General features: G+C 69.9%; 17 protein-coding genes. 11 read left to right on the top strand and 6 right to left on the bottom strand.

The features are described 5' to 3' along the window. Both BMZ45_RS13640 and BMZ45_RS13635 read right to left on the bottom strand, forming a co-directional pair. Positions 1-1,227 carry an esterase/lipase family protein gene (locus BMZ45_RS13640; RefSeq protein ID WP_091637080.1) on the bottom strand — a complete coding sequence of 409 codons (1,227 nt, stop codon included), beginning with the start codon at positions 1,225-1,227 and terminating at the stop codon, positions 1-3. Between the two features lie 52 nt (positions 1,228-1,279). Then, positions 1,280-2,677 (bottom strand): GntP family permease, encoded by a 1,398-nt coding sequence (locus BMZ45_RS13635; RefSeq protein ID WP_091637079.1) that lies wholly within the window; start codon positions 2,675-2,677, stop codon positions 1,280-1,282. 220 nt (positions 2,678-2,897) lie between these two features. Here BMZ45_RS13635 and BMZ45_RS13630 point away from each other — a divergent pair, with 220 nt between their 5' ends. The 3 genes from BMZ45_RS13630 to BMZ45_RS13620 all read left to right on the top strand — a co-directional run bounded on the left by BMZ45_RS13630 (position 2,898) and on the right by BMZ45_RS13620 (position 9,285). Beyond that, positions 2,898-5,099 carry a TonB-dependent receptor gene (locus tag BMZ45_RS13630; RefSeq protein WP_091637078.1) on the top strand — a complete coding sequence of 734 codons (2,202 nt, stop codon included), beginning with the start codon at positions 2,898-2,900 and terminating at the stop codon, positions 5,097-5,099. Between the two features lie 366 nt (positions 5,100-5,465). Then, on the top strand, positions 5,466-8,825 hold the full coding sequence (locus tag BMZ45_RS13625) for a hybrid sensor histidine kinase/response regulator (protein ID WP_091637077.1): 3,360 nt from the start codon (positions 5,466-5,468) through the stop codon (positions 8,823-8,825). A gap of 160 nt (positions 8,826-8,985) precedes the next feature. Further along, on the top strand, positions 8,986-9,285 hold the full coding sequence (locus tag BMZ45_RS13620; protein WP_139215511.1) for a hypothetical protein: 300 nt from the start codon (positions 8,986-8,988) through the stop codon (positions 9,283-9,285). Between the two features lie 242 nt (positions 9,286-9,527). On the opposite strand, the gene BMZ45_RS13615 is transcribed toward BMZ45_RS13620, so the two are convergent. Further along, complete coding sequence (locus tag BMZ45_RS13615; protein WP_056175361.1) at positions 9,528-10,193, bottom strand: response regulator transcription factor; 666 nt, start codon at positions 10,191-10,193, stop codon at positions 9,528-9,530. Between the two features lie 91 nt (positions 10,194-10,284). Between BMZ45_RS13615 and BMZ45_RS13610 the strand changes: the two genes are divergently transcribed. The 8 genes from BMZ45_RS13610 (at position 10,285) to BMZ45_RS13575 (ending at position 17,599) form a co-directional block, all read left to right on the top strand. Next, entirely contained in the window at positions 10,285-12,126 is a 1,842-nt protein-coding gene (locus BMZ45_RS13610; protein ID WP_091637075.1) for a 3-hydroxybutyrate oligomer hydrolase family protein, read from the top strand. A gap of 246 nt (positions 12,127-12,372) precedes the next feature. Then, positions 12,373-12,987: a CDP-alcohol phosphatidyltransferase family protein gene (locus BMZ45_RS13605; protein WP_091637074.1), complete on the top strand. Its 615-nt coding sequence runs from the start codon at positions 12,373-12,375 to the stop codon at positions 12,985-12,987. A gap of 127 nt (positions 12,988-13,114) precedes the next feature. Next, positions 13,115-14,287, top strand: coding sequence for a class III poly(R)-hydroxyalkanoic acid synthase subunit PhaE (phaE, locus tag BMZ45_RS13600; RefSeq protein ID WP_091637073.1), 1,173 nt, complete (start codon positions 13,115-13,117; stop codon positions 14,285-14,287). 1 nt (position 14,288) lies between these two features. Further along, on the top strand, positions 14,289-15,359 hold the full coding sequence (locus BMZ45_RS13595) for a class III poly(R)-hydroxyalkanoic acid synthase subunit PhaC (RefSeq protein WP_091637072.1): 1,071 nt from the start codon (positions 14,289-14,291) through the stop codon (positions 15,357-15,359). 435 nt (positions 15,360-15,794) lie between these two features. Further along, a complete protein-coding gene (locus BMZ45_RS13590) occupies positions 15,795-16,514 on the top strand; it encodes an SGNH/GDSL hydrolase family protein (RefSeq protein ID WP_091637071.1) in 720 nt (239 codons plus the stop codon). Positions 16,515-16,521: 7 nt separating this feature from the next. Next, on the top strand, positions 16,522-16,914 hold the full coding sequence (locus tag BMZ45_RS13585; RefSeq protein ID WP_091637070.1) for a DUF5329 domain-containing protein: 393 nt from the start codon (positions 16,522-16,524) through the stop codon (positions 16,912-16,914). Between the two features lie 38 nt (positions 16,915-16,952). Next, complete coding sequence (locus BMZ45_RS13580) at positions 16,953-17,159, top strand: PspC domain-containing protein (protein WP_091637069.1); 207 nt, start codon at positions 16,953-16,955, stop codon at positions 17,157-17,159. Continuing rightward, entirely contained in the window at positions 17,126-17,599 is a 474-nt protein-coding gene (locus tag BMZ45_RS13575; RefSeq protein WP_091637068.1) for a hypothetical protein, read from the top strand. Before BMZ45_RS13580 ends, BMZ45_RS13575 begins: the two co-directional genes overlap by 34 nt. Before the next feature lie 219 nt (positions 17,600-17,818). Here the strand turns inward: BMZ45_RS13575 and BMZ45_RS13570 are convergent, their stop codons facing one another. The 3 genes from BMZ45_RS13570 to BMZ45_RS13560 are packed head-to-tail and all read right to left on the bottom strand — an operon-like array spanning position 17,819 to position 21,947. Then, the gene (locus tag BMZ45_RS13570) at positions 17,819-18,610 is read right to left on the bottom strand and encodes an NRDE family protein (RefSeq protein ID WP_091637067.1); all 792 of its coding nucleotides are present in this window, start codon (positions 18,608-18,610) and stop codon (positions 17,819-17,821) included. Positions 18,611-18,655: 45 nt separating this feature from the next. Continuing rightward, the gene (locus BMZ45_RS13565) at positions 18,656-20,119 is read right to left on the bottom strand and encodes a DUF1501 domain-containing protein (protein WP_091637261.1); all 1,464 of its coding nucleotides are present in this window, start codon (positions 20,117-20,119) and stop codon (positions 18,656-18,658) included. Between the two features lie 10 nt (positions 20,120-20,129). Beyond that, positions 20,130-21,947 carry a DUF1800 domain-containing protein gene (locus tag BMZ45_RS13560; RefSeq protein ID WP_091637066.1) on the bottom strand — a complete coding sequence of 606 codons (1,818 nt, stop codon included), beginning with the start codon at positions 21,945-21,947 and terminating at the stop codon, positions 20,130-20,132. Between the last annotated feature and the right edge of the window lie 15 nt (positions 21,948-21,962).

Here is a 21,962-nt window from a genome sequence, read left to right as displayed (position 1 = left end):
TCAGGCCAGCCAGAGCAGCAGCTGGGGGTAGACGCCCTTGTCGTCGAGCAGCTCCAGGTGATGCACGCCGTAGGCGATGCGCTGACGCGCCTTCGGGATACGCAGGTCGTAGGCGCGGTCCTCGTGCCAGCCCAACGCGCTCGCGACCGGCACCAGGCCGTCGCCCTTGGGCAGTTCGTCGTCGTCGCTGGGTTGGGCGGTGGTGCTCGCGGCGATCGCATAGCAACGCGGGCCCTTGGGCAGCGGCGACGGTAGCCGGCCGTCCTCGCGCCCGTCGCCGTCGCGGTCGCGCCAGTCCTCGTCGCGCACGTTGCCGTGGCGCAGGTCCTGGATGCCGGCACTGCGCACCTTGCCCAGGCGCGCGAACGGCGCGGTATAGGGGCTCAGCGCGATCAGCGCGTCGACCCAGCTGCCCGCGCGTTCCAGCGGGGCGCCCTGATGCGGCGTGCCCAGGAAGACCAGCTTGTCCAGGCGCGCCAGCCAGGTGTGCCGCTGTTCCTGCGCGGCGACGCAGGCGCTGCGCGCGACTAGCCCGCCCATGCTGTGGCAGAGGATGCTCAGGCGTTCGACCGGCACCGGCCACTGCCGCAGCAACTGCTCCATCAGCGCGGCGAACTCGCGCCCGTTGCTCGAGATGTGGCGGCCGCTGTTGTAGTGCAGGTACAGCGGCGTATAGCCCAGATCGCGGGCGAGCGCGGCGCCGTGATCGTGGCCGTTGTAGCGCCACTGCTGATCGTTCATGCACAGGCCGTGGACCAGCACCAGCAGCTTGCCGCCGGCTTCGGGCAGGGCTTGCGCGAGGGCGTCGCGGCGCAGCGTCAGGGCATGGCCGTCGTGGCGCAGGCGCATCTCGATCGCGAGCGGGTTGCCGGTGGCGTCGAGATGATCGCCGAGCACTCCGTTGAGCGCTGCGACCACGGCCTCGCGCTGCGGCGGCGGGCGCACCACGTCCAGCAGCGGCGCGAGTTTGGAGAAGGCCAGATCGAGCCCGTCGCCGACGAAGCGCGTGACCCCGCGCACGCTGCGGTAGACCAGGCCGGCGATGCCCGGCGCCGGGCCCGCGGCGGGCTTGCCGAGCACGCCTGGCAGGGCGCTGATGTTGGCGTGCATGGCTTCGACCAGGTCGGTGACGCCGGTGATCGCGTCGATGGTCAGGCGCTGCACGCCTCTCAGATCGTGGCCGTTACGCGCGCGCCGGCGGTCGGGCGCGGAGGTGGTGGGCGGCATGGCGGCCTGCGCTGGGGACGGATGCGGCCAGCCTACAACAGGCGCGGCGGCCTCAGACCAGGCCGGTCGCGTAGTACAGGGCGATCACCACGAACACCGCCAAGGTCTTGACCAGGGTGATCGCGAAGATGTCCTTGTAGGCCTGACGGTGGCTGAGCCCGGTCACCGCCAACAGGGTGATCACCGCGCCGTTGTGGGGCAGGGTGTCCATGCCGCCGGAGGCCATGGCCGCGACCCGGTGCAGAACCTCCATCGGAATGCCGGCGGCGTTGGCGTTGGCGATGAAAGTCTCCGACATCGCGGCCAGGGCGATGCTCATGCCGCCCGAGGCCGAGCCGGTGATGCCGGCCAGCGCGGTCACGGTCACGGCTTCGTTGACCAGCGGGTTCGGGATCGAGCCCAGCGCATTGGCGACGATCAAGAAGCCCGGCAGCGCCGCGATCACCGCGCCGAAGCCGTATTCCGACGCGGTGTTCATGGCCGCGAGCAAGGCCCCGCCGATCGCCGACTTGGTGCCCTCGGCGAAGCTCGCCATCACCGGTTTCCAGGCCAGGGCGAGCACGCTGAGGATGCCGATCAACAAAGCGCCTTCGACCGCCCAGATCGCCGCCAGCTTGGCCACGTCCTGCACCACCGGCGCGGCGTCGCCGATCACCGCCGGATCGAAGCTGTGGCTGGCGCCGTAGTAGGCCGGCACCCAGGCGGTCAGCAGTTTGTTGGACACGCCCACCAGCACCAAGGGCAGGATCGCCAGCACCGGGTTGACGAGCTTGCCGCCGACGAAGGGCGCGGGCTCGTTGAGCAGAGCGGTGCCGTAGCCTTCGCCGGCCTTGAGCGCGCCGCGCCGGCGCCAGTTCAAATAACTCAGGCCCACGATCAGGATGAACACGCCGCCCAGGCTGCCCAGCCAGGGCGCGGCCCAGGCGTTGGTGCCGAAGAACGAGGCCGGAATGATGTTCTGGATCTGCGGCGTGCCCGGCAGTGCGTCCATGGTGAAGGTGAACGCACCCAGGGCGATGGTGCCGGGGATCAGGCGCTTGGGAATATCGCTCTGGCGGAACAGCTCGGCCGCGAACGGATACACCGCGAACACCACCACGAACAGCGACACGCCGCCGTAGGTCAGCAACGCGCACACCATCACGATCGACAACATCGCGCGCTCGCGCCCGAGCAGGCGGATGGTCGCGGCCACGATGGCCTTGGAGAAGCCGGACAGTTCGATCAGCTTGCCGAAGATCGCGCCGAGCAGGAACACCGGGAAGTACAGCTTGAGGAAGCCGACCATCTTGTCCATGAACAGGCCGGTGAACATCGGCGCGACCAGGGCCGGGTCGGTCAGCAGCACCGCGCCTAGCGCCGCCACCGGCGCGAACAGGATCACGCTGTAGCCGCGGTAGGCCACGAACATCAGGAAGCACAGCGCGGCCAGCACGATCAGAAAATCCATTGAACAGCCCCAATCCCGTCTGCGGACGGATGCCCGCGCGTAAGGGCGCAGTGTCCGCATCGCGGCGGCGCAGGGGCATTGTCCGAAGGTACAGCTGCCGCCCGCGCCGGTCGCCTCCTAGTCTGTGCCGCATGACGGGAATGCCCGTCCGCCGCCTGTCGGGTCGCACCGCCGCCGGCGTCACCTTGGGGAGGAGAGCATCGTGATCGCACGCACCACCATGAGCCGCCGCAGTCTGAGTCTGGCCATTGCCTGCGCCCTGTTGGCGCCGACGGCCTGGGCCCAGGATGCCGCGCCCGCCGCCGCTGGCGACCAGGCCAAGACCCTGGGCTCGGTCACCGTCACCGCGCGCAAGCGCGAGGAGACGTTGCAGGAGGTGCCGGTCGCGGTCACCGCGTTCACCGCCGATTCGCTGGACCGCCTCAACGTCGAGGACCTCAGCGACCTCGACGCGCAGGTGCCCAACCTGACCATCTACGCCGCGCGCGGCTCCAGCAGCACCATCACCGCCTACATCCGCGGCGTCGGCCAGTCCGATCCGTTGTGGGGCGTGGACCCGGGCGTGGGCATCTACATGGACGACGTCTACATCGCGCGGCCGCAGGGCGCGTTGCTGGACGTGTTCGATGTCGACCGCATCGAAGTGCTGCGCGGCCCGCAGGGCACGCTGTACGGCAAGAACACCATCGGCGGCGCGATCAAGTACATCTCGCGCGGCCTGCCGACCTCGTTCGACGGTTTCGCCTCGGTGACGGTGGGCAATTACAACCAGCTCGACGTCAAGGCCGCGATCGGTGGTCCGATCGGCGGCGACGACGCCCTGCGCGGCCGCATCGCGGTGGCCAGCCTCAACCGCGACGGCTTCGGCAACAACGTGGTGACCGGCGCCGAAGTCAGCGACAAGGAAATCCTGGCCCTGCGCGGCCAGCTCGGCGCCTACGTCAACGACGACCTCAACATCCAGTTCGCATTCGACTGGATGGACGACCAGTCCGGCGTGCGCGGCGCCAAGATGCTGGCCGCGAACCGCTTCGCTCCGGGCACGCAGCCGCTGGACAGCCGCTACGACGTGCGCAACGGCATGCCTAACGTCAACGACACCACCATCAAGGGCGCCTCGGCGACGGTGAACTGGAACGCCAACGAGAACTGGGCGTTCAAGTACGTGCTGGCCAAGCGCGAGTCCGACACCGAGACCAACATCGACTTCGACACCCTGCAGAACAAGATCGCCGACGTGAAGGCGTTCTACAGCGATCAGCAGGTCAGCCACGAGCTGCAGGCCAACTACGACGGCGGCGGCCGCGCGCGCGGCGTGATGGGCATCTACGCCTTCGACGGCGAGGCCGGCGGCCAGGTCCTCAACAACTTCTTCAATCTGTCCTTCGGCGATACCCAGGGCACGGTCTACACCAAGAGCATCGCCGCCTACGCCGACTGGACCTTCGACCTGACCGACCGCCTCAAGCTCGACGTGGGCGTGCGCTACACCGACGAGGACAAGCGCGCCAAGGTGCTCAACCGCGGCTATCGCGACGGCACCTTCACCACCCCCAACGGCGTGGTCGCGGCCAACTTCGATAAGCGCATCGGCTTCAAGAACACTTCGCCCAAGGTCTCGCTGGACTACCAGCTCACCCCCGACATCCTGCTCTATGGCCTGGCCACGCGCGGCTTCAAGTCCGGCGGCTACAACATCCGCGCCCAGGCTGCCGCAGTACCGCGTTCGGCCGAGCCGTTCGACGACGAGGTCGTCGACAGCTACGAGATCGGCAGCAAGATGTCGTTCCTGGACCAGACCATGTTCTTGAACCTGGCCTACTTCCACAACAAGTACAAGGACATCCAGCTGTCGGTGTTCACCGCCTACGACAGCAACGGCGACGGCACCAACGACGCCTTCTTCGGCGATTTCACCAACGCCGGTTCGGGCACGGTCGACGGCCTGGAGGTCGAGTACCAGTGGCTGCCGAACGAGCACTGGCTGATCTCCGGCAACCTGGCCTGGCTGGACGCCAAGTACGACGAGTTCCTGTACGCCGGCGTCAACATCGCCAAGGAGCAGGAATTCACCAACGCGCCGGAGTTCTCGGGCGCGCTCAATCTGGAGTACCGCACCGATCTGGCCAGCGGCGGCAACCTGGCCGCGCGCGTGGGCTACAGCTACCAGAGCGAGGTGGTGGCGACCACCGAGATCGTGCGCACCGGCGCGGTGCCGATCACCCAGGACGGCTACGGCCTGATCAATGCCGGCGTGACCTGGAAGAGCGGCGGTCCGTGGACGGTCTCGCTGCAGGGCACCAACCTGGCCGACAAGGAATACCGCACCACCGGTTACAGCCTGAACTCGGCGCTGGGCGTGTTCACTGGCTTCTACGGCGCGCCGCGCCAGTACACGCTGTCGGTGCGCTACGACTTCTGATCGGCGGCGACGGCGGCGCGGATGCGTCCGCGCCGCCGTCGCAGGCCAAGGGGAGGGCCGTGGTTCGCGGTCGGGCGCCCGTCTGGGGAGACCGGGCGCCCGATCGCGGCTCACGCCGCTCCCACAGGAGGCGAGCCTCCGGCTTCGTCCAGCGGTCGCGATAGGTGCAGCTTTCTGTGGAAACGGCGCAAGCCGCGTTCGCACGGCTTTCTGTGGGAACAACGCAAGCCGCGTTCATGCCGCTTTCTGTGGGAGCGGCGTAAGCCGCGATCCTCATCCCCAGCAGGGCGGCGTCGCCGTCGTGCCGCGTTCCGGTCCCGGCCGCGGCCTACGTTATCCTCGCCCGATGCCGTCCCGCGCCCGCCCATGCTGAGCCTCACCGCCGTCGCCCTGGCCAGCGTGGCCTGGCTGGCGCTGATGTTCGGCACCGCGCTCTACGCCGAACGCCGGCCGACGGTGCTGGCGCGACACTGGCGGCATATCTACTCGCTGTCGCTGGCGGTGCACTGCACCTCCTGGACCTTCTACGGCACCGTGACCCAGGCCGCGCGCTACGGCTGGCCGCTGCCGCCGACCTTCCTCGGGTCGATCCTGCTGTACGCGCTCGCGGTGGGCTTCATGATGAAGCTGGTGCGGCTGGCGCGCGAAACCAACGCGACCTCGCTGGCCGACCTGATCGCTACCCGCCTGGGCAAGGATGCGTGGCTGGCCGCGACCGTAACCCTGATCGCCGCGCTCGGTCTGATCCCCTACATCGCGCTGCAACTCAAGGCCGTGGCGATGAGCTTCGCCATGCTGACCACGCGCTCGCCCGACGCGGCCGCGTCGCCGGCCTGGCAGGACAGCGCGCTCTACGTCGCCCTGGCGATGGCGCTGTTCGCGATGCTGTTCGGCACCCGCCGCGCCAGCGCCGCCGAACACAACCGCGGCCTGGTGCTGGCGATGGCGTTCGAATCCGTGTTCAAGCTCGCGGCGATGCTGTCGCTGGGCCTGTTCGTCTGGTTCGGCCTGGACGCGCCCACCGCCGCGGCCGCGCCGCCGCCGCCCGCGGATCCGGCCGGCGGTTTCGCGCCGCTGGTGCTGCTGGGCGCACTAGCGATGTTCATCCTGCCGCACCAGTTCCACGTCGGCGTGGTCGAGTGCCGCGACGAGCGCGACGTGCGCACCGCGCGCTGGCAGTTCCCGCTGTACCTGGTGCTGATCGCGCTGCCGGTGCTGCCGCTGGCCAAGGCCGGGCAGGCGCTGCTGGGCGGCAGCGGCGTGCCTTCGGATCTGTACGTGCTCGCGCTGCCCTTGTCGCAGGGGCACGAGGGCCTGGCCTTGTTCGCCTTCCTCGGCGGACTCAGTGCGGCCACCGGCATGGTCGTGGTCAGCACGCTCACCCTGAGCCTGATGATCGGCAACCACTGGTTCGCGCCGGGCCTGTTGCGCGGCTTGTGGTCGCGCAACGACGGCAGCGATCTGCGCGGCCACGTGCTGGCGCTGCGCCGCAGCGGCATCGTGGTGATCATGCTGCTGGCCTGGGCGTATAGCCGCCTGATCGCCGGCAGCGAGGCGCTGGCCGACGTCGGCGCGGTCTCGTTCTCGGCGCTGGCGACGCTGGCGCCGGCCTTGGGCTTCGCGGTCTGGCGCCCGCAGACGCCGCCGCGCGCGGCGGTGATCGGTGTGCTGCTGGGTTTCGCGGCCTGGGCCTGGGTGTTGTTGCTGCCGATGATGCTGGCGGCGCGCGGCGCGAACCCCGGTTGGCTGGGCACCGGGCCGTTCGGCATCGCCTGGTTGTCGCCGGACGGCTTGTTCGGGCTTACCGGTTGGAGCCGGTTGGGACGCGCGGTCGGCGCCAGCCTGTTCGTGGGCACGCTGGCGACGGTGATCGCGGCGGTGTGGCGGCGCGAGACGCCGCGACGCGCGCAGCGCGGCCTGGACGTGCAAACCCTGCGCGACACCGGCCTGCGTTTCCTGCCGCGCGAGCGCGTCGCGCAATTGCTGCAAGGCGTGCCCACGGGCGAGGCGGTGGCCGCGCAGATCGAGGACCGGGTCGAGCGCGAATTGGCCGCGGTGCTGGGGTCGGCCTCGGCGCGGGTCTTGCTGGACGCCGCGCGTCGCGACACCGGCCGCGACCTGGATACGGTCGCGGCCATCGTCGGCGAGGCCTCGGCCGACCTGCGCTTCAATCAGCGCGTGCTGGAAGCCGCGTTGCAGAATATGAGCCAGGGCATCAGCGTGGTCGACGCCCAGCTGCGTCTGGTGGCCTGGAATCGGCGCTACGCCGAGTTGTTCGACTTCCCGCCCGAGCTGCTGCAGGTCGGCCGCCCGATCGCCGAGCTGTCGCGCTGGGCCTTGCAGCGCATGCCGCCGTCGGGACGACCCCTGCAAGCCCAGTTGGAACGCGCGCTGGAGCGGCGGCTGGCGTTCATGCGCGCGGGCACGCCGCATCTGTCCGAGCGCGTGCTGCCCGACGGCAGCATCGTCGAGATCCGCGGCAATCCCATGCCGGGCGGCGGCTTCGTCGCCACCTTCACCGACGTCACCGCGTTCCGCCGCGCCGAGGCCGGGCTGATCCAGGCCAACGAAACCCTGGAGCAGCGCGTGATCGAACGCACCGCCGACCTGGAGATCGCCAAGGGCGAGGCCGAGCGCGCCAACGAGGCCAAGAGCCGCTTCCTGGCCGCGATCGGCCACGACCTGATGCAGCCGCTGCACGCCGCGCAGCTGTTCGCCGATGCGCTGTCGCAGCAGGTGCAGGGCACGCAGCAGCGCGAGACCGTGGCCCAGATCAGCGGCGCCTTGGACTCCACGGGCGATCTGCTCACCGGACTGCTCGACATGTCGCGCTTGCAGGCCGGCGGCCTGGTGCCGCAGCCGCGCGAGTTTCCGCTGGCCGAAGTGCTGGAACCGCTGGCCTCGGAATTCGGTGCGATCGCCGCCGCGCGCGGGCTGCGTTTCCGCTTCGTCGCCAGCGACGCCTGGATCCATAGCGACCCGCAGCTGTTGCGGCGCGTGCTGCAGAACTTTCTCGCCAACGCGGTGCGCTACGCCACCCGGGGCAGCGTGCTGCTGGGCGTGCGCCGCGATGACGCGTACCTGCGCATCGAGGTCCACGACACCGGCCCGGGCATCGCGCTGGAGCATCAGACCGCGATTTTCGAGGAGTTCCGGCGCGGCGAAGACGCGCCCGGCCAGGGCCTGGGGCTGGGCTTGTCGATCGCCGACCGCATCGCCCAGTTGCTGGACGCGCCGCTGAGCCTGCGCAGCCACCTCGGCCGCGGCACGGCGTTCGCGGTGCGGGTGGCGCGCGTGCCCGCGCGCGGCGCGCACGCGGGCGCGCACCGCGCGCGCGGCGGCCGCATCGGCCTGCGGGTGTTGGCGGTCGACAACGACCCGCAGGCGCTGGCTGCGCTGGCCGAGCTGCTGCGGCGCTGGGGCTTCGAGGTCGCGACCGGCTCCGACGGCGCGCAGGCGCAGCGCGCGATGGAGGCCGATCCGGCCTCGCTGTGGCTGTTCGATTACCACCTCGACGACGGCGACACCGGCGTGGCCCTGGCCGAGCGCCTGGGCGCCACCTTCGGCCCGCGGCCTACCCTGATCCTCAGCGCCGACAGCGGCGAGTCGGTGCGTCGCGCGGTGCACGAGGCCGGCCTGTCGCTGCTGACCAAGCCGCTCAAGCCGCTGGCGTTGAAATCGGTGCTGGATCGCATGCTGGCCGCGCGCGAGTTGGAGATCGGCTAGCCGCGCGATGATGCGGCGCGCAACGGTGACCGCATGAATGCGCGGATTTTCTTGCGCTGCGTCGAGAAATGGCGCGCCGTCCGTGCGGCGCACTTGCCAGGCGCGCGCCGCGGCGTAGGGTGCAGCGGGCAGGGGGTTCGCGTTTCAAAGGAGAGGAACGATGAAGACCACGGCTACCGTGTGTTCGTCTGCGCTGGCGTTGGCAATCGGTTTGTTCGCGGCCTTGCCCGCGCAGGCCTCGTGTCAGAGCATTTGCGTGCGTCTGTACAACATCTGCCTGGCCAGCGGCGAATCGCCGGCCGCGTGCGAGGCCGAACGCGCGGCCTGCTTCGCCGACTGCGGCTCGGGCGGCGGCGGCAAGGCGTTGAGCTTGCAGGCGCAGAAGCCCAGTTGCGAAACGGCGAAGCGGGCCCAATGCGAGTACCGCGCGCCGCAGCGCTTGCGGCTGAGCGCGAGCTGATCCGGGCGCGAGCGCATGCTGTGCCTCGGGAGCGACGTCATCGGCGTCGCTCCCATCGCGGGCGCTGCTCCGCCTTCTGTGGGAGCGGCGTAAGCCGCGATCGCGAAGCCTCGACGACGGCGGAAGACCGCATTCGCCCGCATCGGCGTATGCGACGTCGAGCGTGCGTGATCGCTGGGGGTAGCGCTATCGCGGCTTACGCCGCTCCCACACGGAGCGGCGGAAACGTAGGCGGTCGACGCTCAATCCGCGATCTGTCGCGCCGGGTCGCTGAGTTCGAGCTCGCGCAGCACCACCCCGGCCTGGGTGCGGTTGCGCACGCCCAGGCGATCGAAGATCGCCGAGAGATGGGCTTTGACCGTGCGTTCCTGCACGTCCAGGCGATCGGCGATCTGTTTGTTGAGCAGGCCATCGGCGACCAGAGTCAGCACGCGGAACTGCTGCGGCGACAGGCTGGCCAGGCGCGCGGCCAGGTCGGCGTCGGCGCTGGCGCTGTCGGTACGCGCGACCGCCGCGCGCAGCGAGGCCGGCAGCCATTGCTCGCAGGCCAGCACGGCGCGGATCGCATCGCGCAATTCGTCCAGGCCCGCGCTCTTGGGCAGATAGCCGGCCGCGCCATGGTCGAGCGCGCGCCGCACCACGCGCGGATCGTCGTTGGCCGATACCACCACCACCGCCACGCCCGGGTATTGGGCGCGGATCGCCGCCAGCCCGGCCAGGCCGTGATTGCCGGGCATGTGCAGGTCCAGCAGGACCAGGTCGATGCCGGGCTCGGCGTCCAGCGCGGCCAGCACGCCGTCCAGGGTGTCGGTTTCGCGCACCTGGGTGTCGGCCACCGCATCGGCGGCGGCCTGGCGCAGGGCGGCGCGGAACAGCGGGTGGTCGTCGGCGATCAGCAAAGTGGGCATCGTCGCTAGCCTAGCGCACCCGGGCGCGGACACGGGCGGGCCTGTACGAAAGTACGATGAGAGCGGGGCGGCGGCTTGCTACGCTCGCGGGATGAATCCGCCCACCCTGCGTATCGCCGCGGCCTGCGCCGCGCTCGTCATTCCCTTCGTGCTCGCCGCCTGCGCCGGCGGCGGTACGCGTGTCGCCAAGGAGTCCGCGCCGATGTTCACCGCGCAACGCGTCAGCGAGCATCGCGGCGACGACGACCTGCTCACCGCTGGCCTCGGCCTGGCCGGTCTGCGCGCGCTGGCGCCGCCGGCGTTCGCCCGGCCCGAAGCGCCCAGCGTCGCCGAACTGCGCCGTCGCGCGATCTGGGCCAACTGGCGCGGCATCGCCGATCTCGCGCCCGGCGGCGGCTACGGCGAGCTCTACGGCAGCACCGCGACCGTCCCAGGGCGCGAGTTCAGCGCGCTGGCGACCGTGCCCGGCGCGAGCAAGCCGCATCGCGTGCTGGTGCAGGTGCCGGACAGCTTCGACGCCGGCAAGCGCTGCGTGGTGGTGGCGGCGTCCTCGGGCTCGCGCGGCATCTACGGCGCGATCTCGGTCGCCGCGGCCTGGGGCCTGCCCAAGGGCTGCGCGATCGCCTACACCGACAAGGGCACCGGTACCGACTACTTCGATCTGGACGCGGGCGAGGGCGTGCGCGCCGACGGCACGGTCGGTCCGCGCGACGCGGGCCTGGCGTTCCCGGCCGATGCGCCGGTCGGCGCCACCGGCATCGCCTTCAAGCATGCGCATTCCACCGACAACCCCGAGGCCGATTGGGGCCGTCACGTAAAGCAGGCTGCGCAGTTCGCGCTGCAGGCGCTGGACGAGGCCCTGCCGCAATCGGCGCCGTTCACCTTCGCCAATACGCGGGTGATCGCGGTCGGCGTCTCCAACGGCGGCGGTGCGGTGCTGCGCGCGGCCGAGCTGGAAGGCGACTGGTTGGATGCGGTGGTCGCCGGCGAACCCAGCGTGCTCGCCGAAGGCGGCCGCGCGCTTTACGACTACACCACCGAGGCCGCGCTGCTGATGCCCTGCGCACTGCTGGATCCCTCATTGGGCCCGCTGCCGCAGCCGCCGCTGACCGCGCAGGTCGCGCCGCTGTGGACCCAGCGTTGCGCCTCGCTCAAGGCCGCCGGTCTGGTCGAGGGCAACGATACGGCCGCGCAGGCGCGCTCGGCGCACGCCCAGCTCAAAGCCCAGGGTTGGACCGACGAGGCCTTGCGCGCGGGCGCGCTGTCGGTGGGCTTCGACCTGTGGCGCGCGGTCGCGGTCGCCTACGCCTCGGCCTACGGGCGCTATCGGGTCGGCGAGCATCCCTGCGGCTATTCCTACGCCGCACTGAATCCGGATTTCACCGCGCGTGCCGCCACCGTCGTCGAACGCGCGGCCTGGTGGTCCGACGCCAGCGGCATTCCGCCGGGCGCGGGCGTGGGCATCGTCGACAGCCGCATGCAATTGCCCGATCCGAGTTTCGCCGGCCTGCAGTGCCTGCGCGCCTTGTGGCAAGGGCAGGGCGCCGACGCCGAGCGCGTGCGCAAGGGCGTGGCCGAAACTCGCGCCGGGCTGCCGCGCGCGGGCCTGCCGGTGCTGGTGATCCACGGCCGCGACGACGGCCTGATCCCGCCGGCGTTCACCAGCGCGCCCTACGTGCGCCAGGCCCAGGCGGCCGGGCGCGAGGTGCGCTACTGGCAGGTGCGCAACGCTCAGCACTTCGACGCCTTCCTCGGCTTGCCCGATTACGGCGCACGTTATCTGCCGCTGCTGCCTTACGTGTACGAGGCCCTGGACCGCGTGTCCGCGCGCCTGGACGCGGGCACGCCGCTGCCGGCCGACGCGATCATCGACACCGCGCCGCGCGGCGCCGGCAAGCCGGTGTCGGCGGCGCATCTGGCGATACCGCGCTGATGCGCGGATAGCCGCGGCGGGGGCGATCCGAATCGCGATCGCCCGTACGCGCCATCACGCCGTCGCTGCAAGCGCCATTGCAAGGTGCAGCGCTGGACCCACGAGATCGGCGTTCGCCTGCGTCGCAACTGCGCCATGAACCGAACGCCGCCTTGCGTCAAGCGCTTGCCTGCGCAGCGCCGGCTTGGCAGGCTGTGACTTTCCATCACCGATCGCCGCCACCGGCGCTCGGCTCAGGAGCGCCGCATGAAGCGCCATTTCTCGATGCTTCGCGATTTCCATCTCGCGGACTGGTTCACCCTCGCCAACGCCTTCTGCGGCACCGGCGCGATCTTCGCCGCGATGCGTTTCCTGCAGGAAGGCGGCGTGCGCGACCTGATGATCGGCATGGCCCTGATTCCGCTGGCCTTCATCTTCGATGCCCTGGACGGCCGGGTCGCGCGTTGGCGCAAATCCTCGTCCACCTTGGGCCGCGAGCTGGACTCGCTGGCCGACGTGATTTCCTTCGGCGTCGCGCCGGCCGCGTTGGCCTATGCCTGCGGCCTGCAAGGCGGTTGGGACTGGGCGGTGCTGAGTTATTTCGTCGGCTGCGGCGTGAGCCGCCTGGCGCGCTACAACGTCACCGCCGAGGCGCTGGCGGGCGAGGACGACAAGGTCAAATACTTCGAGGGCACGCCGATCCCGACCAGCCTGTTGCTGGTGGTGGTGCTGGCGGTCGCGGCCTGGCAGGGCGCGATCGGCCACGATCTGTGGTTCGGCGTGGTCCAACTGGGGCCCTGGCAGTTCCATCCGCTGGTGCTGATGTTCGCGCTGTCGGGTTCGCTGATGATCAGCAAGACCCTGCGCATCCCCAAGCCCTGACGACGCGGCTGCGCCGCGCGGATTCCCACACGCACGAGTACGGAGCCGCCCGATCCTGTGCCGCCAGGCACAGGCTGACGCGACGCAACATCGCGTTGTTATGATCGGTCCAAACTTGGAGGGTGCGATGGCCAATCACGGATTCGGCGCCGGCGGTTTCAAGCCGGGCAGCTTTGGACAGGACGGTTTCGGGCAGGGAGACTTCGACGCCGTCGCGCGACAGTACTGGAACGCCTGGGGCGAGTTGATGCGCGGCGCGCCCGCGCCGGCAGCGACCGCCGCGCCGGGCTGGAACGAGGCCGTGCAGTGGTGGTCGCAGTTGGCCCAGGGCGGCCGCAGCGAAGCCAATGAAGCGCTGGAGCGTTTCAATTCGCAGGCGCGCGGCTGGTTCGGTCAGATGCAGCAGCTGGCCGCGCAGTTCGCCGGCCGCGACGCCTCGGCCGGCGACGTCGCCCAGGCCTGGAAGCAGGCGCTGGGCGGTGGCGGCGCCAATCCCTTCGCCGACGTGTTCGGCAGCATGCGCGGCCCGGGTCAGAACGATCTCAGCCAGTGGCTGGAGCAAGCCGCGCCGTATCTGCAGCAATGGCAGCGCGACGGTCAGTCCTGGCTGGGCATGCCGGCCTTCGGTTTCGCGCGCGAGCATCAGGAGCGCCTGCAGGCGCTGGCGTTGGCGCATTCGAACTATCAGCAGCAAAGCCAGGCCTACAACGCGTTGATGGCCGAAGCCGGGCAGAACGCGTTCGCGCGTTTCGAGGACAAGCTGGCCGAGCGCAGCGAACCCGGCCGCCAGTTGCAGTCGGCGCGCGCTCTGTTCGACCTGTGGATCGACGCCGCCGAAGACGCCTACGCCGAAATCGCCCTGTCGCCGCGTTTCCGCGACGCCTATGCGGCCCTGGTCAATTCGCAGATGAAGCTGCGCGGCGCGATCCAGACCGAGGTCGAACACGCGACCGGCAGTTTCGGCATTCCGACCCGCACCGAGATCGACGCCGCGCACCGCAAGATCGTGCAACTGGAACGCGAAGTGCGGCGCCTGCGCGACGCCATCCAGGCCTCGGCCGCGCCCGCGCGCGCGACTGCGACCGCGCGTAGCAGCGAGCCGGCCGCCAACGACGCCAAACCCGCGAAGGCCGCAGCGAAGCCGAAACCGGCCGCCGCGAAACCGGTCGCCAGCAAGAAAGCCGCGGCGAAGAAATCCGCGATCGCGCGTCCGCAACCGCCGGCGCGCCCGGTCGCGAGCAAGGCCGCCGCCAAACAGGCCGGCAAGCCGACCAAATTGAGCAAGCCAGGAGCGCGCTGACATGACCGGCCCCATCCAGTTCACGCCCGAATCGCTGGCGCAGGAAGCGATGCGCACCCAGGCCAAGCTGCGCGCCGGCCTGGACACGCTGCGCGAAGTCGACGACGTCGATTACGGCGCGACCCGCAAGGAAGAAGTCTGGCGCGACGGCAAGGTCGTGCTGTACCGCTACCGCGGCGAGACCGCGCCCACCGCCAAGGTGCCGCTGCTGATCGCCTACGCCCTGGTCAATCGGCCGTACATGGTCGATCTGCAATCGGACAAGTCGATCGTGCGCGGCCTGCTCGAACGCGGCGAGGATGTCTACATCCTCGACTGGGGCTACCCCGATCGTTCCGACCGCTACCTGGAGCTCGAGGACTACATCCAGCGGTTCCTCGGCGGCGCGGTGGATTACCTGCGCGGCGCCTACCGCATGGAGTCGATCAACCTGCTCGGCATCTGCCAGGGCGGCGCGTTCTCGCTGTGCTACTCGGCCTTGAATCCGAGCAAGGTCCGCAACTTCATCGCCATGGTCACGCCGGTGGATTTCCACACCAGCGACAACATGCTGTCGAACTGGACCCGCAATCTCGACGTCGATCAGTTCGTCGACACCCTCGGTAACGTACCGGCGGACCTGATGAACTGGTGTTACCTCACGCTCAAGCCCTGGCGCTTGTTCGTGCAGAAGTACGTCGGCCTGGTCGACATCCTCGACGACAAGAAGGCGCTGGAGGACTTCCTGCGCATGGAGAAGTGGATCTTCGACTCGCCCGACCAGGCCGGCGAAGCCTTCCGCCAATTCATCAAGCAGTTCTATCAGGGCAATGGTTTCGTCAAGGGCGGCATCGACATCGGCGGACGCGCGGTCGACCTGGGCTATCTGGACATGCCGGTGCTGAACATCTACGCCGAGCAGGACCACCTGGTCCCGCCCGACGCCTCGCGCGCGCTGCGCGATCTGGTCGGCACCACCGACTACACCGAGCTCTCGTTCAAGGGCGGCCACATCGGCATCTACGTCTCCAGCCGCGCCCAGCGCGAGGTGCCTAGCGCGATTCACGATTGGCTGGAGCAGCGTTCGCGCTGATCCACCTTGCCTCCCCCCTTGAAAAAGGGGGATTGAGGGGGATTTGCTTTAGCCCCGCCGCAGCCGCGCCGCCCATGGCTCGCCAAACCCATCACGAACGGTTGGGGAAGCGGCGCGCCGCCTACGAGCGCCGCACTATCGCAACAACCGCTGTTCCTCCCCCTTTGAAAAAGGGGGATGGAGGGGGATTTGCTTTAGCCCCGCCGCACCGCCGCCGCCCGTGGCTCGCCAAGCCCACCACGACCGGTTGGGGAAGCGGCGCGCCGCCTACGAGCGCCGCACTATCGCAGCCGCCGCTGTTCCTCCCCCTTTGAAAAAGGGGGATGGAGGGGGATTTGCTTTTAACCCCCGCCGCAGCCGCACCCCGTCTACGCGCGCCACATCATCGCCGCAGCACGCTAGGCTAGGCCCTGGTCCGTCGAGAGCTGCCCGCGTATGCATCGTCTGCTGATCCCGCTGCTGCTGATCCTGCTTGCCGCCTGCCGCGCTACCGCTCCGGCCGCAGCCGCGAGCGCACCCGCGCCGGCAACGCCCGCACCCGCGACAGCCGCCGCGCCCAACGACTGGGCGCGCTTCGAACCCGACATCGCCGCCTTCGAGGCCGAGGACAGCCGCGTGCGCCGCATGCCGGGCGCGGTGGTGTTCGTGGGCAGTTCCTCGTTCCGCCTGTGGACCACGCTGCACGAGGATCTGCCCGGCATCGTCGCGATCAATCGCGGTTACGGCGGCTCGCGCGTGTACGACTCGGTCCACTACGCCGACCGCATCGTGACCCCGTACCAGCCGCGCGCGGTGGTGTTCTACGCCGGCGACAACGACCTCCAGGAAGGGCGCACGCCGCAAGAGGTCGCCCACGATTTCGCTGCCTTCGTCCAGCGCGCGCGCGCGGCGCAGCCTGGCCTGCCGATCGCCTTCGTTTCGATCAAGCCCAGTCCGGTGCGTGCGCATCTGCTGCCGCAGGTGCGCAGCGCCAACCTGCTGATCCGCGACTACGCCGCCCGCCACCAGGTCGCCTATCTGGACGTCTACACCCCCATGCTCGACGCCCGGGCCCAGCCGCGCGAGGACCTGTTCGTGGCCGACCGCCTGCACATGAACGAAAAGGGCTACGCGATCTGGGCCCAGGTGATCGGGCCCTGGCTGCGTGGGTTGTAATGGCCGCATGAACCCGCGTCTCGCCGCCCTGCTGTTGTCCCTGCTGGCCCTCGTCGCCGCTTCCGTCCATGCCGCGCCGCCGCCGCAGGCCGAGCGCGAGATCGAACAGCTGATCGCGACCCTGGCGCGCTCGGGCTGCCAGTTCCAGCGCAACGGAAGTTGGTACGACGCCGGCCAGGCCCAGGCCCACCTGCGCAAGAAATACGCTTACCTGCGCAAGCGCGATATGGTCGCCAGCGCCGAACAATTCATCGAGCGCGCCGCCAGCGAAAGCAGCATGAGCGGCCGCGCCTACCAGATCCGCTGCGGCGCGGCGGCGGCGCAGCCGTCGGCGACCTGGCTGCGCGCGCGCCTGAACGAAATCCGCGCCAAGCCGGCCGCCGCGCCGGCGTCGCGCTGAGGCGCTAAACTGCGGCCGTCGCCGCCAGGAGCCGCCGCATGAGCCAAGCATCGCGACCCTTCGTCCGTTCGCGCCACGACCGCATGATCGCGGGTGTGGTCGGCGGCATCGCCCAGCGTTTCGGCTGGAACGCGACCCTGTTGCGCGCGCTCTACGTGATCGTGTCGATCGCGTCGGTGGCGTTTCCGGGCATCCTGGTCTATCTGATCCTGTGGCTGCTGATGCCGGAAGAGGGCAGCGCCTGAGCCCCTGGCTGCGCAGCGCCGGGCGCGCGCTCGGCATCGTCTGGGCATCGCCGGTGAGCCTGCTCGGCCTGATCGCCGGCGCGGTCGGGATGGCGCGCGGCGCACACCTGCACCTGCGCCGGCGCGACCTGGCGCTGGTGTTCCACCGCTGGCCCTGGGGGCCGGGCGGAGCCATCACCCTGGGCAACGTGATCCTGCACACCGGCGACAGCCTGGATTCGCCGTGCGTGACTTACGCCCATCGCGCCGGCCACGGCGACGAGGCCGAGATCCAGCTCGCCGACCACGAGCGCGCGCACGTCTACCAGTACATGGTGCTGGGCGTGCTGTTCCTGCCGCTGTACCTGCTGTGCGGCGGAGTCAGCGTGCGCAACCCCTTCGAACGGGCGGCCGACCGTTACGCGCAGACCGGGCATGGCTGGTGGCCCTGGAGCGCGTAGGCGCGCGCATTACGGAATTTTGACCGCGGCCTAACGGCGCCGCGCTTAAGATCGCGGCGTCGGAGAAAAACTACGGACGCGAGTCCGATGCAACCGCTCCGACACGGAAGGCCCAGCCACCCGAGGGACACCTCGAAGCCTGGGCCTTCTCATGTGCGGTTCGACAGGGCGACGCCGCCTGCTGGTGTCGGAGCGGGTAGCGAGTCCGCAGGCGATCGTTCAACGCCGCAGCGGCAGCACCGTCGCGGTTTCGCCGCCTGGCGCGGCGTCGGGGCCGTAGCGGCGCTCCACGAATACGATCGAATCCGCGCCGACCAGGACGATGGTGCTGCAGCGCGTGCCGTAGCGCTCGCCGCGCACGAACGGCGGCGACAGCACGCGTTCGAGCTCCAGGCCGACACCGGTGTCGGGAAGCTCGGCGTCCGGCGCGGGCGTGGTGTCGGCGAGCGCGGCGAATAGGGGCTGCAAGGCCTCGGCGTCGGGCTGGTCGCGTTCCGACGCCGGCGAGGCCAGCCAGTTCGACAAGGCGCGCGTGGCGTGGCCACTCTTAGGCCATTGCGCGTCGAAGGCGCCGTTCGACATGGCGTGCATGCCGGGCGCGATCGGATGTTCGGCGTACTGCGGGTAGTTGCTGGCGAAGGCCAGCGCCTCGCCGTCCCACAGCACCAGATTGAAACGACCGTAGTCGGGCGCCTGCTCGCGCACCGTCGCCAGCGTGTCCTGCGCCGATGCGCTGCCGCGCACGAAGCCGCGCACCAGGGCGCCGCGTGAACGCGGCGCGGCATCGGCGGCGAGCCCGGCGCGCACGTTGGTGACCGCGGCCAGGCGGCCGCGCGTGGACACCATCAGCCAGCCGCCGCCCTGGACCAGATCGCGGCCGCCGTAGACATCGGGCGCGTCCGGATCGGGGCCGGCCGCGGCGGCGGCGCGCGCGTGGGATTCGTCGCGGTTGGCGATCAGGGCGAGCGGGTAGCGCGGATGGCTACGCCAGGACAGGGCGATCAGGCACATGCGACATGCTACCCCGGACGCGGCGGCGCCGCGCCCGGGTCGCGCTCAGCGATGGCGCACGATGCGCGGATCGTTCAACAGACGCGCGAGATAATCGCGACGGCGGTTCGATTGCGGCAGCGCGTCCGGCGCCTCCTGCCGCGCCAGCGCGGGCTGCGCGGCCATGCTCATGCCGACGCCCTGCACGGCCAGGTCGCTGCCCTGGACGATGCCCAGTGGCGTGTAGCCGCCGTAACCCGGGAACACCGTGCTGAGCTGGTTGTTGCCCATGCGCCGGACCAGAATTTCCGACAGCACGCGACGATGATCGGTGGTCACCGGCACGTCGCCGTAATAGGCCGACAGGGTTTCCGGATTCAGGCCCGGCCATTGGCCGTAGAAGCGCCGGCCGTTGACCGCGCCGCCCAGCACCATCACCGGATTGCCGTAGCCGTGGTCGGTGCCGCGATTGGCGTTCTCGCGCACGCGCCGGCCGAACTCGGACTGCACCACCGTGGTCACGCGCGAAAGGTGGCCGCTGGCGGCCAGCTCGTTGTGGAACGCGGCCAGCGCCGCCGACAGTTCGGCGATCTTGTTCTGGTAGTAGTGATAGCCGGTGCCGGCGCTGCCTTGGCCGTCGTGAGTGTCCCAGCCGCCCAGGTCGAGAGTGGCGTAACGCAGGCCGAGGTTGAAGCGGATCGACTGGGCGATCGTCCACAGCTGTTCGGCGAAGTTGCCGGTGGGCCAGTTCGCCGGCAGCGCGGCGTAGCTTTGCTGGGCGATCACGCGCAAGGAGCCGTCGGCGCGCTGGCCGCCGTATTCCAAGCCGGTGTTGCCGTTCCACAGCGCGGCCAGGGTCTCGTTGACGCCGCGCAGATTCGCCGGCGAATCCGCGCGCGTCTTCTGCCACTGCCAGGCGCCGGCATCGAGGGCGAAGTCCGACGGCCGCCCCATGGTCAGCGCGCGCGTGGTGCCGTTGAGATTGGCCGGCTGGCGGTTGTTCACCGCCAGCGCGGGCATGGATTCGGCGCCGCTGAGGCCGGACTGGCTGTTCATCGCGCGCGCCAGCCAGCCCACGCCGCCGCCTTGGCCGGGCGTGCCCAGATCGATCGACAGCTGGGCGTCGAAATGGCTGCGCGTGACCGTGGTCAGCAGGCCGCAGGCGTGCACGATCGCGAGCTGGCCGCTGTTCCAGATATCGCGCAGCCCGGTCGCCGAAGGATGCAGGCCGAAGCCGGTGCCGGCGCCGCCGGCCAAGGTCAGCGGCAGCGCGCCATAGGTGCCGCTGGTGGCGATCTGCAGGGCGGGGCGTGCTTGTTCGTAGAAGGTACGGTCGCTGCCGTCGACCGGCACGACCAGGTTGAGGCCGTCCATGCCGCCACGCAGGAACAGGAACACCACGGTGTCGTGCGCGTTCGCGGCAGCTTCGGCGGGGCTGGAGAACAGCAGGGTGGGACCGACCGCACCGACCGCGGCGGTGGCGGCGCAGGCTTTGAGGAAACCGCGACGGCTGAGGGTGATCGAAGACATGGCGTGCTCCTCAGCGGCTCAGGAATTCGGGCGTCATCAACACCAGCGACACCATGCTGCGCAGGCGTTGCTGGTTGTAGTGGCGCTTGAGGTCGGTGCCGGACCAGGTGTCGGTATCGGTGATGACGTAGCTGGCGGGGTCGCCGTTCTGGGCCATGAACGCGATCAGGGTCTGGCGCCGCGCGGCGTCCGGCAGATAGCCGAGCAGACGCCGGCACCAGTAGTCGACCAGGTTGGGCGCGGTCCAGCTGGCGACTTCGCTGCGGCTGAGCTGCAGCACCGGCAGCAGCGGCACGCTGGCCTCGCTGGTTTCGGTCAGCCAGTTGAGCATCTTCCAGGTGGTGGCGTAGGTGCTCGCGCCAGACCAGGCCAGGCCGGTGTCGGGATAGCCGTTGGGTGCCGGCCAGTCGTAAGGCGCGTGGCCGGTGAACCCGAAGCGGTAGAGGAAATCCTCGGACTTGCTGTGCGCGGGGCGCAAGGTCCAGTCGCTGCCGGCCGCGCGCATCGCCGCGACGATGGCCTCGAACGGGCGCCGGTTCTTCTGGCCCCAGGCATTGCTGAAAGCGCTGGAGTTGAGGATGTGGCGCAGCACGTGCTCGATCTGATTCGGGCTCTGCCACTGCTGACGGAACACCGCCGCGGCCGAGGCGACCAGAGACGGCGGCGGGGTGTCGTTGACGAAGCGCCGCACCAGCTTGCTGCAGATGAAGCGTGCGACGCCGGGATGGCTGGCCAGGCGGTCGAGCACGTCGCGCCCGTCCTTCATCGCCGGCTGTTCGGGATTGAGCAGGCGTCCGAGCACGAACTTCGGGCCGGCGTCGTGCCAGGCCTGGCGATAGACGAAGCTGCCGTCGTTCTCGGTCGGGTACTGCCAGTGCGCGTTCTTCAGGCTCCAGCCGGTGAACGCCGACGCCGTCTCGTAGACGTCGATGTCGGTGTAGCCCGACGGATAGGCGGCGTCCTCCGGATCCGGCGGCACCATGAAGGGATCGGTGAAGCCCAGATAGCGGCCGGCGCCCAGGGTGTGCAGCTCCAGCAATTCGCGCGCCCAGTTCTCGTTCGGGCCGGAACGGCTGTTGGAGACGTTGTCGAGGTAGAACAGCATCGACGGGCTGCAGGCCACGTCCTCCAGCATCACCCGGAAATTGCCGAACGCCGACTTGCGCAGCACGTCGCGGTCGTAGTGCACGTACACCGGGCCGGAGGTGAAGTCGTTGGCGGTGACGTTGAAGTGGTCGTGCCAGAAGTTGACCATCACCTCGCGCAGCTGCCGCTTCGAATAGGTGGCGCGCACGAAGGCCGCGCGCTGGATTTCCCAGGCCGGGCGCATGCGCACGTCGTAGGCGGGGTCGGGCACGACATGCTCGGCCCACAGCTGGGTCAGCGACTTGCCCAGTGTGGTGTAACCGGCCGCGTTCAGGCGCGCGTCGACCGCGCTGTCGTCGATCGCGGTCCAGTCCAGCTGCCAGTCGATGTAGTTCTGCAGGCGCTGGGCGTCGTTGGAGCCCAGGCCGTTGAACTCGGCCAGCGAGCTCGGCGTGACGCCGTAGCTCAAGTTGTTGAGCGCGCGGATCGCCAGGCTGGGGCGGGCGAGGGTGAGCAGTTGCGGTTGCGAATCGCGCGACTGGGTCGGCCCGCCGGCCATCTGCGGCGTGTCGCCGCTCCAGACCGGCTCGATCGGTTGCGCCGCGGCGAGCGCGGCTTCCTGCAGTTCCTGCGCGCGCGCCGAGTTCTCGAAACGCTGCGGTCGGATCCAGCGCCCTTTTCCGTAACGACGGAACAGGTGCGACTGCGCCAACGCCCGTTCGCGCCTGGCTTTGCGATTCATGACGGATTCCCTGGG

The sequence above is a fragment of the Lysobacter sp. cf310 genome, from assembly GCF_900114355.1.
GTDB lineage: Bacteria > Pseudomonadota > Gammaproteobacteria > Xanthomonadales > Xanthomonadaceae > Lysobacter.
Note: the sequence above shows the minus strand (reverse complement) of the source record. Positions and strands in the feature narration are given on the sequence as shown.